The organism is Yersinia massiliensis CCUG 53443 (assembly GCF_000312485.1).
In the GTDB taxonomy this organism is placed as follows: domain Bacteria; phylum Pseudomonadota; class Gammaproteobacteria; order Enterobacterales; family Enterobacteriaceae; genus Yersinia; species Yersinia massiliensis.
Genome location: NZ_HE997645.1, coordinates 395,032 through 412,439, shown reverse-complemented (window position 1 = coordinate 412,439; position 17,408 = coordinate 395,032). Strand labels below are relative to the sequence as shown.

Here is a 17,408-nt window from a genome sequence, read left to right as displayed (position 1 = left end):
ATTTTTATCTCAAGTGATAAATAAGTCATAAAGAACAAATAAATAGCTTCCTGCTATTGCCACGCCATAAGGCAATCCACGTGACGGCTGCTTTTTCAACCTCATCCTTATCAATTCAATGATGGCCAAGCCACTGCCCAGTATCGACATGACCAGTAGGTAGCCAAAAAAAATGCCATCGGGGAATGTTAGTGCCAGAACGGCGAGTAACTTTATATCACCAGCACCAACGATATTTATCGTGACCAAGATAAACCCGATAGCCAGCGTGATGAGTGCGTAGGGGTAATTAAATGGCTTATCAAAAATAAGCAATGTGCTAATAACACAAATCAGTAATATAAAAACATCATGGTTTTTTATTAACCTGAATCGAATATCGGTGTAACAAACTCGTATAAGGATACCTAACCACACCAGCGATATCCCATAATTTAGCCACATAAAGTTATTGGTCTCATTTATTATGTCTAGGCAGTAACACTCACCACTAGCCAATATAGGCTAAAAGTGAGTGTTAACTTAAGGCTACCTACTATGGAGCAGTAGGGAAGGCACTCATAGACTGATCTATGCTGTCTTTAATTTTATCGAAAGCTGTAATAATTTTGCCCAAGAAGTTATCACCGCTTGTACCATCACCCAGAACGATATACAGCATTGCTGAAACAGCTACAGCGATCATTGAATATTCAATGGCAGTAACACCTTTCTCATTTGTTAACATTTCTTGCAGTTTTTCTTGACCCTTAACTGCCAGAAATACAGATGAGTTCAATACCATGTTTGAGGCTTTAGTAAACATTATAAATCCTTTATAAATGAAATTTAGCAAAGGTAACTTATAAGAGATTTTGCTCTGTACGTAAGTTACGTAATCACTATATTTTTATCCTTAAAATCATGGTAGAGCCAAATTTTATTATTTATCAGTCACAACTAATTATAAGTGTTAGGCACAGATTTTTATTATTTAGCATAAATTTCACAATGTAAGAACAATGCTTTTATCGCTGCTGACTTAATTCTGCCGCTAAGTGGTTGTTTTATTTTTGACATCACTAATCGGCAGTCTCTATCAGGACTCTATTGGAGTAACATCATATGTTACGAAGTGCGTCTTACTGCTCTTGGGCTATTTTTAGGAAATAGTCATTGATCAGTTTTATTTGGTCCATCTCGAGTGCAGCAAAAGGATAAATTATTCTTTTACCTAGCCAGCTAAAGCCGAAAGTATCAAAGATTGTAGACATAGGAATTAAATGGGATGGGAATTTATCATGGTCAACGGTAATCCCTGGAGGGATTAAAAATGAGAAATATATCGAGCGCGGTATCCCCCAGATCTGAGGATGGCCAAAGGCTCTACGTAAGCCTTCGGTTGCAAGCTGGTATTTTTTACGTCTCTTATGTGCCAGATTAGCGATATCACGGATGACTCTATTTGAGTGTAGATAGTTTGAAACTAGCCGATAACTCAGTACAGAATCCTCACTATAGAGTATGTTTTCTAACTGGCTTATTTCAGGATACAAGTCTGCTGGCAACAGGCCGATACTGGCACCGTTCTCACTACCAAGGATTAGTGCCATTGAAGAAACATAGATATTCTTTTCACTGGGATGGCTAACGTAGAGAGGGCTACTGGTCTTTTCGCTCAAATTCATCAGCGATAAAGAGTCATCTTCAATGAGCCAAACATGATTTTTTTGACACCATGCTGCCAGATAGTCCCGCCGTTCTTGGCTTAATAACGCGCCTGTTGGGAATTGATGAGCAGGGGTGAGATAAATACAGTCTGCACTCAGACTCTCTAGATTTTCCACCTGCAACCCATGTTGATCGACAGGGACCAGAATAATTTTAAACCCCAGAGAGCTGAAGATATCGTGCACTTTGTTGTAGCACGGATATTCAAGAATGATGGTTGGACTGGGCGTTCTCTTCTTAATTGCGACAGCCACAGTCAGTAAGAACGAGATAACATTTTTGGTGATAATCGAGGTGCTGTAGTTTGCTTTTATTCGTCGCATAGAGAGCAACATATCGGACATTAGCTGCCTAATGTCTAATGGCTCAGTCATACTGTTTTTACGTAATCTTATTTCCGTAAAGAAATTTCTGACAAATACATCTGGTATTCTTACATCCCTTGCATGATAAATCCTATCTTGTTGTGGCTTATTTCCAGCCTTCTCTTTAAACATGACTTTTGTTGTTGATCTTGTGCCTTGATTATCATCGATAATAGTGGAGATAAAATAGCCACTTCGTTCCTTACTTTGAATGATGCCTAATTTTACTAACTTTTCATATGCACCAATAACGGATGTCCGTGATATCAACAAAGAATCACTCATTGCAGTAATTGAGGGTAAGTGATCACCAAACTTGAGGTCTCCCTTATTGGTTAATTCTATGATTCCCTTAACAATTTGATTTTGGATGTTATCATTTTTATTAATTTTTAAACGTAGCATAGTTAACCCTTAAAGTGCTTTGAAATACAATGAATTAACGAAAATAATATATAATTTATAAAGACGGGAACAATACCATTATTCTTATGCGTAACGCTGAGAATAATAGTTAATTTAACTTTAATTTAACATATATGATATTAATCATCTTTGTAGTTTCTTGTGTTTCTTTTAACATGATCTCCAATTTCTTATTAATTGAATTCCTACATAGTGACCAAATAATCAAATGCTTTATGTAAACTAATCACAAATGAAATTCGCACAAGTGATCAGATACTATTTTTTTATGAGCACAGGTTGCAAGTGACTTAAAATGAGCGTGTTTTATGATTTTCTAAAATGATATATATAACTGGGGTTATTATTATTGTAATTTCTCTCTTCTTGTCGTTTAATAACATTGGATATCTTACAAGTCGATCTTGAGTGTGCGTTATTACGTATCACTCATGAATATCTATTGCCTTAATTATTTTATTGTGGCTGCACGCCCATTTTATCTGACAGATAACTTATGGAACGCTATATGTCTTATGGAACGCTATATGTATAGCAACAAGTTTGTACTGACTATCAGGGAACGTATCAGATCTGATTCGGGTGCTATTTCACTTGAGTTTGCACTACTGATTGGACCATTTTTACTTTTACTATTTCTATTTCTTGAGATTTGTCGCGTTATTTTCATCTCTGCTGCATTGGATCTTGCCGTGGCGGAGTCAGGAAGAAGTGCTTCTTTCGATAGCAGTACCGCGACTAATTATCGCGCTAGCTTCATTCAGAGTTTGGAAAATAATAGCCAGCTATGGCCTTGGTTAGGAAACTCAGATGACATCGATATTGAGGATGTTTTGTATTGCCGAAACGTTGAAGAATTGGTTGCGAATAGTTGCAGTGCTTCAACTCCAGCAAGTGGGGCGAAATTAGCTGTTTACAGCATTAAATATCACTACAACCCAGTCCTTGCTCAACTATTCCTTTTGTCTTCTTTTAAAGCCAGCTTACTGAGCCGCAAGGTTGTTTATGTCCAACATTATGAATTGGTGTAATCCATCCCTCAGCCGCTTATTCAACAGAAGTTTATCTTCGGTTAAGTCAACTGATGGTGCCGTCGCATTAGAGGCATCACTCGTGTTTACTCTGTTTATTGTGCTGATTTATTTCGTCGTGGATCTGGGTCAGCTCAATCTCAATAAAGGTAAAGCTGAACGGACCTTGCATTCTATTGCTTCTGTGATTCGAGAACGCACTTATCTGTATGACGAAAGGAAACAGGTCGTGCCAACTGAAATCGATGATATGGCAAAAGTGGCACTGAGTTTGTTGGGCAGCACATTCCCTGGCAAAGCGGTGGCGGTTCGTCTTGAAACTTTTTATTTCACTACCGACAGCGCTGGCGACGCAACCGTTGATAACCGCTGGGTTGATGGCAAGCCACTCACCTTGTCTTATGCCACCGATGATAACTGTGTTTCTTCAGACGGCATTTTCACGCCAGCGGATGCGGCAAAAATGACGTTTATCAGCGAACGAACTCAATGGGGATGGGCGCCGATTTACCGCGTCACACTCTGTGTCGAACGCAATGACACCAGCGTTTTTTCTGCTTTCATCGGCTCGCTGCTCAAGATGCCGCCGAATATTGCCACTTCAAGCATCGTGATGCCACGTTGAGTGACGGAGATTTTCAACTATGACCCTCGCTGCCAAGATCCTCACTGCTCAGACCTTCGTTATGACGACCTTCACGATGACAATTAAGCGATTTTTCAAAACACTCGCTGATGAAAAAGGTGCGCTAATCGTGATGTATGCGCTGTTATTACCTTTATTAGCAGCACTGCTTTCTTTGACGCTTGATGGTAGTAACTTGCTCGCTAAACAAGCGCGACTCGCCGATATTGTGACGGAGAGTTTAGTCAGTAGTAGTACCCACAGTTATAGCCAACAGGTGCGCAGTAGCAATGTATTGAAAGCGAATCTGGCTTACCACTTCCCACAAGATTCAGTGCTGAAGAGTGGCGTCAATGTGACCGTCACACAAACTGCTGCTGGTCGAAAATACGATCAGGTTGCGATGGCTCGCATTAACACTCCGGTCTACTTGCCATTAGTGGTGTTCGGTTTTGAGCCGAAGCAGGCGGTGGCATATCAAAGTCCGGTGTACAAGCAATCGACCTTACAAGGTGTCATCACTTTCAGTCATCAAACTGAGTTGGTGGATACCGGAGTCGGCATTGATTCTAACGGTAAACTTTGGGTGTGGGGTTACCGTGACCATGGCTTACAAGGCAATGGCTCAAATGGTATTTCAGGCAATGCGGATACCGCGAAACCCGCGATGGTTATTATCCCGCCGGGCGATCCAAACTCGACACTGCGTATCACCAAGATTGCCGGTGGTATTTATCATCTGGTCGCCTTAGATGAAAATGGTGATGTCTGGAGTTGGGGACAAGATCTCTACGGTGAAGCGGGATCGACGGTGTGTAATGGCACCAAAGTGCTCTATAACCCGACCCCCTGCAAAGTATTGAGTGGCGTGGTTGATATTGCCGCCGGGGAATACACCACGTTGATGCAAAAAGCAGATGGCACTTTGTGGTTTCTCGGTGAATGTCGCTACAACCAGTGCGGTAATAATCAGTATGCGACCACTGCACCTGAACTTGATTTAACACGGGTGACGCCAAGACAAATTGTTTTAGGGGGGGAGAAAGTCACGCTGATGGGGGCTGCCTACGAAGGGAGTTTTGCTGTCACCGTGAATGATAGCAACGAGTATTCGGTTTGGGGTTTTGGCGATAACGAAGGCTGTGGTCTGGGCTTTACTCAGTATGTTCACGGTGGGACTGGCCAGATAGCGAGCCGTAATGATGTGCGGGGAGGTCAATCACAATGCCATTATGGCTATCAGGATTATAAGGGCTTATCTGCCTTGCCCCGAAAAATCAGTGGCTTGAAAAGCTATGCCGATAGAATCGTCTACATCTCTGGCGGTAATGGTTGGGGCACTGCATTACTGGACGATGGTTCGGTGATTGGTTGGGGGACTCATTTCCACTTAGGGCAAAATTACCCTAGTTATCAATATGAATCTGCTGCACTGACTAATCTGGAAGTGGCACCGCCTATTGTCATTATGCAAAACGTGAAAACGTTACAGTCACGCTATATCGGGAGTGCGGCTCTGACACAAGATAATCGGCTGTACACTTGGGGGGGCCACGAGTTGTATCAGGTCTATGGTTCCGGTGTGACCCTGCGCGCAGTGGATGTTCAAACCTTTGCCGTCGGGAAAGAACATATGTTTTACAGCAACATGAATGGGCAGACTTTTGGTGTCGGCTATCTGGGGGCGAGTGGTGACAAATTCCTGCTCGGAAACTTTACCAAGTATCTATCCCATCCATTGAACGGTGTCATTTATGGTCTGGGGGATGTGTATACGGTTAACTGGCCGGGGATCGAATTAGATTTTACCAAATATGGCATTGACCTTGGCAGCAGTGGCTATCCCGAACCGATGCCGGAATAGCCCTATATAAGGTGAGTATTGATTAGGCGTCGTTTTCAAGCCAACTCAGGAGTTCGCTCACGCTGAGAGTTGAACCTGTGCGCTTCACCTCACGGCCTCCTCGTAACTTAAGCAGTGTGGGCAAACTGCGAACGTTAAGTTGTTGTGCCAAATCAGGGAAGGCATCAGCATCCACATAATAGCGTGGGGATGACAGCAAGGCTGACTGTAAATCAACGTGGCTCAAGCGTTGCCATAGATTGCGGCAATGAATGCAGCGCTCTGCGCCGACGAAAACCCAGGCCTGTTCGACTTCCAACAGGTGCTTCTGATGAGTATCGAGCTTCGTAAAGTGAGTGCCATCTACCTGAAACACCTTAGGGCTACGCCGCAAGGTTTCATTATCCGTCGCCACGCACAGTGCGTCAGCACTTTTGTCGTAGGGCTGCACACCGTCAACATGGATAACCGAGGCAAACTCACCTTTTGCTGCGGCATTCGGTTGGCGTAACTGAGTGACGTCTATGGCCTGAACGGGAATTTCGTCAGGTCGCGTTAACTGAGGGATCCACTCGTATGGGACACGATAGGCACGATATACCATGTTGTTGTTGACGGATTTTCCCCAGTAAGGGGAGATATACTCCCAAACAATTTCATGGGATTGCGTCACTTCAAAAATACGCCCATTTGACCCTTCATTAATCAGGGTGTTGCCATTGGGTAGCCGCTGAATATTACTGATATAGGGACTATAAAAACGGTAAGAATCGGTTGGCTGTGGCAAACCAGCCTCATAAGGAGAATAGCGCCATTCAATATCCAGTGTCAGTGGATTGATTTCCAGAATACGGGAGTAATCGCGCCAAGCGTTTTTTACCCCATCAGGAGAAGCCGGATTCGGCGCGCCGTATCCCGCCCAGCCGCCATTATCAAACACCAGAATATTCCCCGCGCCCGGTAAACCTCGTGGGATCATATGGGCGTGATGTTGGCCGATGATCCAGCCTAAATGCTTCAATTCAGGTTTGCTGTAGTCAGGCCCGAGTTGCCAGACAATGCGCCCGCTCTGCTTATCGATAATGGCGATAATGTTAGATTCGCGCGCGTCCCAGATAATGTTATCGGGATGAAAGCGGCTATCCCCCGCATCGAACCATTGATTGGGGCCGAGTGTCGACATGGAATTGATGTGCATCCAATCGCCCATTCCACCCCCACTGGCGCGCATATTGGGGTTATTCCAGATGGCTGTTTTGGCGGCATCATCGAACCCCAATTCATCGAAATGGTCGCTACAGCGCCATTCCCAGACCACATTACCCTGCCAATCCACTTCAATGATGGTGTCATCGAGCAGTAATTTGTCGGATATTTTCGGGTTGTGGAGATTGGTATGCGCCAGAATTAAGGTGTTGCCACCGTCTACTTGCGGTTCCAAACCGGGGGCATAGTAACCGACCGGATTACCACTGCGTTGATAATCATGATGTGCGCGCGCCATCCACTGCGGGTCACCTTCAGGATCGTGGATCTTTTCGTACTGATTGAATTGCCATGTCACATTGCCCTCCCAGTCGATTTGCACCAGATCGACCATATCTTGCATGCCGAAGCGTGGATCACGCTGTGCGGTATGCCCCAAAATCGTCCCTCCCGGAAAAATTTTGTTGGGGAAGCCGTGCAAGTTAGGCCATAGCCGTAGCTCACGCCCATTCATATCGGTTAGTACAGCACCCGTTTCGACCGCCTGAAAAACGGTATAGCCACTCCAAGATTTTTCAGGGTGATAAATTGTGGTCCCCGTGGGGTAAATAGAGGGATGTCCCATCTCAATGAGCTCCTGCAAATGATTCAGTTTGGGTGATTAAAGCGCGGATGTGCGCGCAACGAGAAGTAAAGGCATCACTGTCACGGGCGCGAGGATGAGGTTGACGAATATCAACAATCTCAAGGATACGGCCCGGTCGAGGTGACATCACAACAATGCGGTCGGCCAACGTGACGGCTTCATCCACATCATGGGTCACAATCAGCGTGGTGGTTTTCTGGGTTTGATGAATATGCAGCAGTTCTTGCTGCATTTGCTGGCGCGTCAGGGCATCCAATGCCCCGAAGGGTTCGTCCAGCATGAGAATTTCCGGACTGGCGGCCAGTCCACGGGCGATGGCGACCCGTTGTGCCATGCCCCCAGACAGTTGGGCGGGTAGGTGGCGGGCGAATCCTGTTAGTTGGACCAATTCCAGCATGTGTGCCACACGTTCGCGTTTTGCATTGCGACCCAGCGGCGCATCGGCCAGCCCAAGTGCGACATTTTGTTCAACCGTCAGCCAAGGGAAAAGCCGAGGTTCCTGAAACACGATGCCTCTATCGCGGCCAATACCGTTCACGGGTAAGCCATCAATACAGATTTCGCCCTGAAAATTTGACTCCAACCCAACCAACAACCGCAGCAGTGTCGACTTCCCGCAGCCACTGCTCCCCACTAACGCGATAAACTCGCCGCGTTCGATGTCCAACGTGAAATTGTCGATTGCCGTGAGGCTCTGCCAGCTTTTTCTGACGTGACGAAATTGCACCAGTGCGGTTTGCGTCATGATGATTCTCCTTGCTGACGCCAGCGCGTCACCTGTGATTCTGCCAACCGACCCAGTTTGTCGAGCAGGCCGCCAGTGATGCCAATGAGTAACATGCCGCTAAGAATGGTGGGCATATCCAACAGTTGTTGCGCATTAATCATGAGATTTCCGATACCCACTCCGGATGCCATAAAATATTCGGCACCGATATTTCCCAGCCATGCATACAGCAGGCTCAAACGGATTCCGGAAAAAATACCGGGAGCCGCACCGGGTAGAATCAGCAGGCGAAGATAGTCGAGGCGATTCAAGCGCAGCACTTTAGCCACCTCATCCAGATGAGGGCTGCGCTGTTGTACCGCTTTGAGCGTACTGAAAAACATGGGGAAAAATGCAGCCAGCGTGACAAACACCACTTTGCCGGCTTCGTCATTGCCAACCCAAGCTGTGAGTAACGGTAGCCAAGCGAACAGGGCTATTTGACGCAACGCGTTCAGTGTTGGTGTGACGATTTGCCCTGCTTGGCGATGAAGCGCCAATAACAATCCAGTGAGCAAACCCAGTGTGATGCCTATCGCCGCACCCGCTAAGGCTCTACCCAGACTTTGCGTCATTGCAGCTTGCAACTCGCCATCCTGAAAACCTTGTATAACACGCTCTGTGACCGCCAGCGGTGAGGAGAATAATTGGGGATTGATCCAATGGTACTGACTGGCTAGCTGCCAAAGGAGTAACAACGCCAAGGGCAACCAAAAACCGGTGACCGGCAGTTGTTGATCGCGTTTCTGCTGGCTGATCGCCGGTTGCGGCCAATAAACCAAGCGGTGATGGAGTTGCTCTAATCCCCACTCCATGGCCAGCCCGCAAAGTCCAATGACGGCGATAGTGACAAAGACGATATCCAGTTGGAAGAGTTGCCGGCCCCAAACCATTAGATAGCCAATGCCTTGAGACGAGGCCAAAAGCTCAACCACAATCAATGAGATCCAAGCCTGTGACAGCGCCAGATGTAGGCCAGTAAACCAACTGGGGAGGCTGGCAGGGATAACCACCCGACGGAGTTGTTGCCAGCGGTTTAGGCGTAAAACCTGTGCGACCTCGTTTAATGCCTGTGGCACCGAGTTAACCGCTTGCTGAGTATTGAGCGTCACAGGCACAATCACCGCCTTGATGATAACCGCCAGTTTTAGCCCGTCATCAATCCCGAACAGCACCATAAAAAGCGGGATCCAACCGAGTGTTGGGATTTGTGCCAAGGCGTAAAATAGCGGCTCGATAGCTCGTGCGGCATGACGTGATGCCCCCAACAGCCCACCCAGCAAGGTGCCCGCCAACACCCCTAGCGCTAACCCTGAAAGTAACCGTCTGAGACTCACCCCCAATTGTGCCAGTAAATCCCCATGCCAAAGTTCTTGGGCGGTAGCGAATACGGTGGTGGGTGCAGGCAAAATCTGTTCAGGCATCCAGCGCTGTGTCACCGCCAGTTGCCAGAGCAACAAAACCAGTAGCGGTAGCAGAAGCGACCACAGGTTAAGCGCGAATGTGAGACGGCGGAAAATCACTTGCCGTAAGATCAATTGCGTCATAAGAGCCTGCTCTTTTGTGAAGTCAGCCTCTATAAAAAGCGTAAGTTGCCACGTAAACCAATGCATTTAATGAATAATGTGGGTGCAAATTATGCATTCTGGCGTGAACGCCACGTGGCGACTGCTTTATCTCAATTTACTCATTACTCAGCGAAAAAAAGCATTTATCCCCGCAGGGACTTCCTGTTTAGCGTAAAGGGAAATAACGTTGAGGATACGATTGTGATAAGAAAACTTCCCCTGGGTAGTGTCGTTCTGATGGTGGCAGCACTACTGAGCATTTCGGTTGTTGCTCGTAGTGAAACGACGCCACTGCCAAAAGAGATCCGCATTGGTGTGCCGGATCAAAGTGCTGGCAGTAAACCCTTTATCGGCGGCCCCTTAGGTCTGGCGCATATTCAGCATCAGCTTGAGGACGTGTTTGCCCCACAGGGTGTGACGGTGAAATGGTCATTTTTTAAAGGTGCAGGCCCAGCCGTCAATGAGGCGTTGGCGAATCAACAGCTTGATTTTGCTTATCTTGGCGATCTGGCCGCCATTATTGGCCGTGCCAGTGGTTTACCCACACGCTTCTTATTCGGCCATCGCGGCTCCAGTTCATATTTGGCGGTAAACAGCCAAAGTGGCATCAAACAAATTGCCGATCTGAAAGGTAAACGGGTCGCGGTCTATCGCGGGACCGCCGATCAACTGGCTTTTGATCGGGCGCTGAAAGGGGCTGGATTGAGTGAGCGTGATATGCAAGTGATCAATCTTGATTGGACATCTGGCAAAGCCGCACTGGCGGCGGGGCGGGTTGATGCCGTATGGGGCGGCGTTTCGCTGCTGGCTCTGCGCGGTAAAGGGGTCGATGTGGTGGTGAAAAGTCGTGATCTGAGCTGGGAAAATACCACGCAGGCAGGATTTATCGGGACCGCCGCATTTATCGAAAGCTATCCGCAAGCCACTCAGCAAATTATTGATGTGTTGGTCAAAAATGCCTTATGGACCAGCGAGGAAGAGAATCGCGAGAACTACGCCAAAACGCTCTCAACCCAAAGTGCCATTCCTCAAGTTTTGTTTCTCGAGGAGCTTAATCCGGCCGACCTGAAGTTTATCAGTTCGCCGCGGCTCGACACTTTCTTGCAAGACAGTTTTCAGAGCAGTGTGGAACAGGCTAAAAATGGAAATCTGATCCGCCGTGATTTTGCCGTAGACCAATGGTTTGACAATCGTTTCGTCGAACAGGCTTTGCAATCCCAGCAGTTGGAAAAATATTGGCCGGCTTATAACGCACGCGGCGATCAGGAAAACGCGGGATAAATCAGTAGAATGACATAGCCAGTCGAATTACATCGCCAGCAGGTTCAACTGCCGCTGGCGATCAGTATGCATAATCACCTCAATCAGTCGTTCCACCAAAGGGCGCTGGATCGCGTTCATCGGGGAAATCACGCCAAAACGGGTTTGCATAAACCGCCATTCATCCGGCAAGTCACCTAACTCAATTTTCACCAGATTGTGGCTGTGCTGCGCTAATTGGAATCCATCTTCACTGGCAAAACTGATGGCATCGGTATTCTTTAAAATACCGAGTAGAGCATAGATATGATCGCACTGGATCGCGGGTTGGTAGTCTCCGCGTTTACTCAGGGTTGCCAGCACTTTGCGAATGCCCGGTGGTAAGTAAGGGGCGGCCAGCGGGTAGCTCAGCAGCTCTTGTATCGTGGCTGTTTCCCGCCGTGCTAATGGGTGGTGCTGGTGGCAAACAAAAAAGCAACGCTGTTGGCTCAGTGGCTGGACTTTGAGCTGGGTATCGATTTCTGCATGCCACGTATCGGCCACGACAAAGGGTAACTCATTCGTTGTGAGCGCATTACGCAATGCAAACCAGTTATCGACCCGAAATGAAACGGTGGCATGAGGTGTCTGGCGATGAAATTCGGCAACAGCTTTAGGGATCAGCAAAGCTGAAGGCGCGGGTCCACAACCGAAGGAGACTTCCCCCGTTTCGGTATCATCTACATCCTGGAGCGTGGTGGCAATCTCAACACTCAATTCCTGCATGTAACGTGCATAGGGCAGTAATTTCTGTCCATGTAGCGTGAGTTCGGGTTGTTTCCCTTTACGCTCAATAAGCGGATGTCCGACACTCAATTCAAGCGCCTGAATACTTCGACTAAAAGCCGATTGCGATAAGCAGACCGACTCCGCAGCTTGAATAAAACTACTGTGTTCAATCAGCGCAACAAAATTACGCAACTGGCGTAAATCGAGATGCATATTATTTCCTGCGAGAGATATTGAGGTCAGTTTAGGGATAGTGACACATTCATCTCGTTATGGCGATCTCTGGAACTCTGCCATCAAAATGATAAAAATGATGAGTTAAGGGCAAGAGAATCAGGCCAGCTCACTTTGTTGAGTGTCTTTCGCATCGACGATTAGATTAAGTGTTGAATCAATAGCACGAGGATGATGGCTCTGTAATATAAACACGGCTTAAGTTGAGTGGACATATTCAGCACTGTTGAGGTCATCAAATAAGAATGAAAATGCTTTATTATTGACTTTCAAATGAAACTTTTGACGCTCTGTTTTAATCATATGTCACAAAATGACTATGTGTTCTCATTGCAATTCATTAATGTTGATTGCCGCAAAATTGATCAGCAATAGTCATCATTAAATGAATATTTGGTATTAGGAATAATCTGTATTCAATATAAGACTTTTCTTGTGTGATTGTTTGTTGAATTATAAAAGCTTGTTGTGTTATGTCATTTTCCATTTGTTATTAAATTGGTTATTTAATGTATTTTATTTTCTTAAATTTGTATTCTTATTGAGTTGTTGTGTTTTTTTGCGGTGTATCAAATATTTTTATATTTAATGTGATTTTTATGAACTAAATTTAAACAGGGTTATTGGCTAATATATGGTTATAATATGAAAGATATAACCAAGAAATACATCCTCAGTGATCAATATGTCCATCAATCAATAAATTTAAAGAATAATAAGCTGGTTGGAGTTGCCTTTGTGGCTTTAAAGTCTAGGTTAATAATGTTTTACAGCATAAAAGATCGTGCTATAAAGAAACCGGATTACAAAAATGCTGTATTGGTTTAAGTTTTTATCAACTTTTTCAAGTTCGTTTATATTACGTTTAACATCATTAAGATGTTGTCGGAATTCTTGTAAGAACGGTCTTTGAGAGTATGGGATAGCTGTTTATAAAGGATCAGTGAGGGTATATATGAAAAGTGTGGCAATCACGGTGTTAATGCTGAGTACAGTGCTTATGGGATGTACGACAAAAGCCAAAACTGAATCAGAACAACAGACCGCTGCTATCATTAAAAAAAGTACGAACGATCAGTGTGTCAATAACTTCTCAATGGTTAAAAAATTGAATGCGAATGATTTCACAGTCTTTCGGGGCCAGTTTGATAAGATAAATGATATGTATTCTTTCTTAGAGCAAAATAGGAATATTCTTGATGAAGATCCTAAGCAGCTAATTTCTCTCGAGCTTGATTCGAAATTGAAAATGGTATGCGCGCGAGTAAGAAACACGGCTTTTAATGAAGTGCAGAATAAAGTTAATTATCTTTCTCGAATCTAGAATATTCTGATCTATATACTCATTTGACAACAATGGTATTCGTATTCTGCTGCATGACTTTAAATGCACTGTACTATTGCTCTGTATTAGATAATTAACTTTATGATTAATTAGAGCTGTTTGGCTTACTAAACAGCTTATCTTCTCCGTATGCGCGTTATTAGATCACCTTTGAGTGATATACATAATCAGGCCACAAGGATAGGTCAATTCATCATGTGTAATATAATGATGTAATTGGCTTTTTGTGGTTTATGCAATGACTCTATATCGATACTCGCAGAGTTATATTGCCAATTAAAATCGGGACGTTGAATTTATTATGAACGGTTTCTATTCATATAAATCATTCATGCGGGTAGTTGCATTTAATACTTTGTTAGTGCAATTAATGTTACCTATCGTGATAGCCTTTAGCCCGCTTATCTCTTCATCTGTACGTGCGAATGAGTTAGATGAACAGATGGCGAAAATGCGTTCGTTAGACATTCTGACAATCCCAGATAACACAGAGCCTAAGTCGGGAGAACCATCCCATAACCCCTTATCCGGCAACCCATTTTATGCCCCTTCATTACCCTCAACGGATCCCTTGAGTGCCCCATCTTCACCTTTTACTGCACCGAATGCGACAGCCGAGGATATCAAACAGTTACCTGATTTAGGTTCGTTGCAGACGGATATTAATGCGCCAAGCCATCTACCCGCGGTGAATGAGGAAAATGTCGCCAGTGCCGCGACTCAACTTTGGGGCATTATGGGGAATGAAAATAGTAGCCGGGCCGCAGAAAGTGCCGTATCCGGTGTTGCTTCAGGTTTAGCTTCGCAAGCCGCTGCTGACTGGCTTGGTCAGTACGGTAATGCTCGCGTGCAAATCAATTCGAATGGCATCGGTAATGCTGATGTTTTGATCCCGCTGACGGAAACACAGAACAATTTGTTGTTTGGTCAATTAGGGGTGCGTTACAACGGGGAGAGAACCACCAATAACATCGGTCTTGGCGCGCGTACTTTTACCGATAGCTGGATGTTCGGTGTTAACACTTTTTATGATTATGACCTGACCGGCAAGAATAGCCGTTTGGGCGTCGGCGGCGAAGCTTGGACTGACAATCTCAAATTCTCGGCTAACGGCTATTTCCGTTTGACTGACTGGCATCAGTCGGTACTTGCCGATATGGAAGATTATAACGAACGCCCAGCCAATGGATTTGATGTGCGTGCAGAAGCCTATCTGCCCAGCCACCCACAGTTGGGTGGACGTTTGATGTATGAGAAATATTTCGGTAAAGGTGTAGCCCTGAATTCAGGCAGCACTAGCCCCAGTGACTTAGGTGATTCACCGTCTGCTTTCACGGTGGGCGTTAATTACACGCCAATTCCATTATTTACTATCGATATGGCACATAAGAAAGGCCAAAATACTAATAACGAACTACAACTTGGTCTGAACTTTAATTACCGATTCGGCGTACCTTGGGTCGATCAAATCAATCGAAATGCAGTGGGCTTGATGCGAAGCCTGATGGGGAGTCGCTACGATATTGTTGATCGTAATTACAATATCGTCATGCAATATGAAAAACAGGATTTAATCAGGCTGACATTGCCAGAAACACTGTCTGCCTATGCTATTTCTAACCTGCAACTGACGGGTAATATCAGTTCTAAGTATGGAACCGAGAGAGTGGAATGGAGTGCGCCAGCATTAATTGCCGCTGGAGGTGCACTTGTACCGCTGACTTTAGAGTCGGCCTCCGTTACTTTCCCGCCTTATCAACAAGTTGCCACGGCTAACAGCTATCAGGTCAGCGCTGTTGCTTATGATGTGCGCGGTAATCGATCGAATACCGCGACCACCACGCTCGTGGTGCAAGAGTCACCGCAACAAATCTCCCTCGCCCTTAACGGAGGCAGTCATACCGCGATTGCTGATGGCACTACCCTAGTGAGTTATGTCGCAACCGTTGTTGATACCAGTGGCCCTGTAGCGTCACCATTGGCAGGAATGAATATCGCGTTTGACTCGACGGTGGGTGATGTAACCATTCCAAATGCCGTGACTGATAATCAAGGTAAAGCGAATATTGCGATCAAAAGTTCACTCGCTGGGAGTGGGCATATTCGTGGTGTCTTGGATAACGGCAATCGCGCGCAATCGCCTTTAACCTTTATTGCTGATAGTGGTACGGCCGAGATTGCGAATGGCAACCTGACGGTGACCGTCAATAATGCCATTGCAAATGGTCTTGACCGTAATGCCGTTCAGGTTTTGGTGACCGATGCCAATGGCAATCCGGTACCTGATGAGATAGTCAACTTCAGTGTGGATAGCGGCACTTTGGCTAATGCTAGTGCCAGTACGGCTGTGGATGGCATTGCTCGGATGGAATTGACCAATCTTGTGGCGGGCACCTCGGTGGTGACTGCGACGGTAAACGGCAGTAGCGCCAGTGAGAACACCACCTTTAGACCCGATTTGACCACCGCCGAGATCGCTGATGCGGACTTTACGGTAGGCAGTGGCGCGGTGGCGAACAATATTGCCACCAATGCCGTGAGCGCTACGGTGAAGGATGCTGGTGGCAATGTGGTACCGAATGCAGATGTGACATTCACGGTCACAGGGGGCGCAACCTTTGTTGGCACGACTCAGAACACGAAGGTGGCAAGCACCGATAACAGTGGGGTTGCCACAGCCGCGTTGATCAGTCGGGTGAGAGGCGATCATGCCGTGACGGCAACGGTCGGCACCAACACCACGACCGCGAAAAACTCCAACTTCGTGGCGGATGAAACCACCGCCATCATTGCGGGCGCAGACTTCACCGTAGATAGCGGGGCCGTTGCCAATAATATCGCGACGAATGCGATAAGCGCGACGGTGAAAGATGGCAATGGCAATTTAGTGCCGAATGTCAGTGTCACATTTGAAGTGACTGGCGGTGCAACATTTATCGGCACCACTCAGACGACTAATTCGGTAATGACCGACGGCAGTGGGGTCGCAACAGCGGCATTGATCAGTCAGGTCGCGGGTGATCACGCGGTGACGGCAACGGTGGGTAGCAACACCACTGCCGCGAAAACCTCCAATTTTGTGGCCGATGAAACCACGGCTGAGATTGGCAGTACTGACTTCACCGTGGCCAGCGGCGCGGTGGCGAACAATACCGACACCAATGCCGTGAGTGCGACGGTGAAAGATGGCAATGGCAATTTAGTACCGAATGTCAGTGTCACGTTTGAAGTGACTGGCGGCGCAACCTTCGACGGGGGAACCGGAGTGAGCAAGTCGGCGATCACCAACAGCAGTGGGGTCGCCACAGCTCAGTTATTCAGCCGAATTGCGGGCGATCATGGGGTGACGGCAACCGTGGGCAGCAACACCACGGCGGCGAAAACCTCTACTTTTACGCCAGATGAAGCCAGCGCCATCATTGCAAGCGCCGACTTTAGCGTCGCCAGTGGCGCGATAGCCAACAATATTGCCACCAACGCCATCAGTGCAACGGTGAAAGATGGCAATGGAAATATTGTGCCGAATGTGAGCCTGACTTTTGCGGTGAGTGGCGGAGCAACCTTTGAAGGCGGAACCGATCTGACTAAGGAGGTCATCACTAACGGTGCTGGGGT

General features: G+C 46.4%; 13 protein-coding genes. 6 read left to right on the top strand and 7 right to left on the bottom strand.

What is annotated here, in order from left to right; genetic code table 11:
* Window positions 1–9 precede the first annotated feature (9 nt).
* The 3 genes from BN68_RS14410 to BN68_RS14400 form a co-directional block, all read right to left on the bottom strand.
* Window positions 10–444, bottom strand: a complete 435-nt coding sequence (locus tag BN68_RS14410; protein ID WP_019211868.1) for an A24 family peptidase — start codon at window positions 442–444, stop codon at window positions 10–12.
* 91 nt (window positions 445–535) lie between these two features.
* Complete coding sequence (locus tag BN68_RS14405; RefSeq protein ID WP_019211867.1) at window positions 536–805, bottom strand: Flp family type IVb pilin; 270 nt, start codon at window positions 803–805, stop codon at window positions 536–538.
* 316 nt (window positions 806–1,121) lie between these two features.
* Window positions 1,122–2,480: an aminotransferase class I/II-fold pyridoxal phosphate-dependent enzyme gene (locus BN68_RS14400; RefSeq protein ID WP_019211866.1), complete on the bottom strand. Its 1,359-nt coding sequence runs from the start codon at window positions 2,478–2,480 to the stop codon at window positions 1,122–1,124.
* 548 nt (window positions 2,481–3,028) lie between these two features.
* On the opposite strand from BN68_RS14400, the gene BN68_RS14395 reads away from it, so the two are divergent.
* From BN68_RS14395 to BN68_RS14385, 3 genes are read left to right on the top strand one after another with little or no spacing between them, the layout of a single operon-like run.
* The gene (locus BN68_RS14395; RefSeq protein ID WP_019211865.1) at window positions 3,029–3,532 is read left to right on the top strand and encodes a TadE/TadG family type IV pilus assembly protein; all 504 of its coding nucleotides are present in this window, start codon (window positions 3,029–3,031) and stop codon (window positions 3,530–3,532) included.
* Window positions 3,507–4,157 carry a tight adherence pilus pseudopilin TadF gene (gene tadF / locus BN68_RS14390; protein ID WP_019211864.1) on the top strand — a complete coding sequence of 217 codons (651 nt, stop codon included), beginning with the start codon at window positions 3,507–3,509 and terminating at the stop codon, window positions 4,155–4,157. The genes BN68_RS14395 and tadF overlap by 26 nt, the downstream gene beginning before the upstream one ends.
* Window positions 4,158–4,176: 19 nt before the next feature.
* The gene (locus BN68_RS14385; protein WP_019211863.1) at window positions 4,177–6,021 is read left to right on the top strand and encodes an RCC1 domain-containing protein; all 1,845 of its coding nucleotides are present in this window, start codon (window positions 4,177–4,179) and stop codon (window positions 6,019–6,021) included.
* Between the two features lie 22 nt (window positions 6,022–6,043).
* On the opposite strand, the gene BN68_RS14380 is transcribed toward BN68_RS14385, so the two are convergent.
* From BN68_RS14380 to BN68_RS14370, 3 genes are read right to left on the bottom strand one after another with little or no spacing between them, the layout of a single operon-like run.
* Complete coding sequence (locus BN68_RS14380; protein WP_019211862.1) at window positions 6,044–7,831, bottom strand: aryl-sulfate sulfotransferase; 1,788 nt, start codon at window positions 7,829–7,831, stop codon at window positions 6,044–6,046.
* Window position 7,832: 1 nt separating this feature from the next.
* Window positions 7,833–8,597 carry an ABC transporter ATP-binding protein gene (locus BN68_RS14375; protein ID WP_019211861.1) on the bottom strand — a complete coding sequence of 255 codons (765 nt, stop codon included), beginning with the start codon at window positions 8,595–8,597 and terminating at the stop codon, window positions 7,833–7,835.
* A complete protein-coding gene (locus BN68_RS14370) occupies window positions 8,594–10,165 on the bottom strand; it encodes an ABC transporter permease (protein ID WP_019211860.1) in 1,572 nt (523 codons plus the stop codon). The genes BN68_RS14375 and BN68_RS14370 overlap by 4 nt, the downstream gene beginning before the upstream one ends.
* Window positions 10,166–10,390: 225 nt before the next feature.
* On the opposite strand from BN68_RS14370, the gene BN68_RS14365 reads away from it, so the two are divergent.
* Window positions 10,391–11,467 (top strand): ABC transporter substrate-binding protein, encoded by a 1,077-nt coding sequence (locus BN68_RS14365; RefSeq protein WP_391592539.1) that lies wholly within the window; start codon window positions 10,391–10,393, stop codon window positions 11,465–11,467.
* A gap of 27 nt (window positions 11,468–11,494) precedes the next feature.
* On the opposite strand, the gene BN68_RS14360 is transcribed toward BN68_RS14365, so the two are convergent.
* Complete coding sequence (locus BN68_RS14360; RefSeq protein WP_019211858.1) at window positions 11,495–12,427, bottom strand: LysR family transcriptional regulator; 933 nt, start codon at window positions 12,425–12,427, stop codon at window positions 11,495–11,497.
* 976 nt (window positions 12,428–13,403) lie between these two features.
* On the opposite strand from BN68_RS14360, the gene BN68_RS14350 reads away from it, so the two are divergent.
* The gene (locus BN68_RS14350) at window positions 13,404–13,772 is read left to right on the top strand and encodes a hypothetical protein (RefSeq protein ID WP_019211855.1); all 369 of its coding nucleotides are present in this window, start codon (window positions 13,404–13,406) and stop codon (window positions 13,770–13,772) included.
* Window positions 13,773–14,163: 391 nt separating this feature from the next.
* On the top strand, window positions 14,164–17,408 hold a 3,245-nt coding region (locus tag BN68_RS24155), incomplete at its 3' end, for an inverse autotransporter beta domain-containing protein (RefSeq protein WP_196796399.1).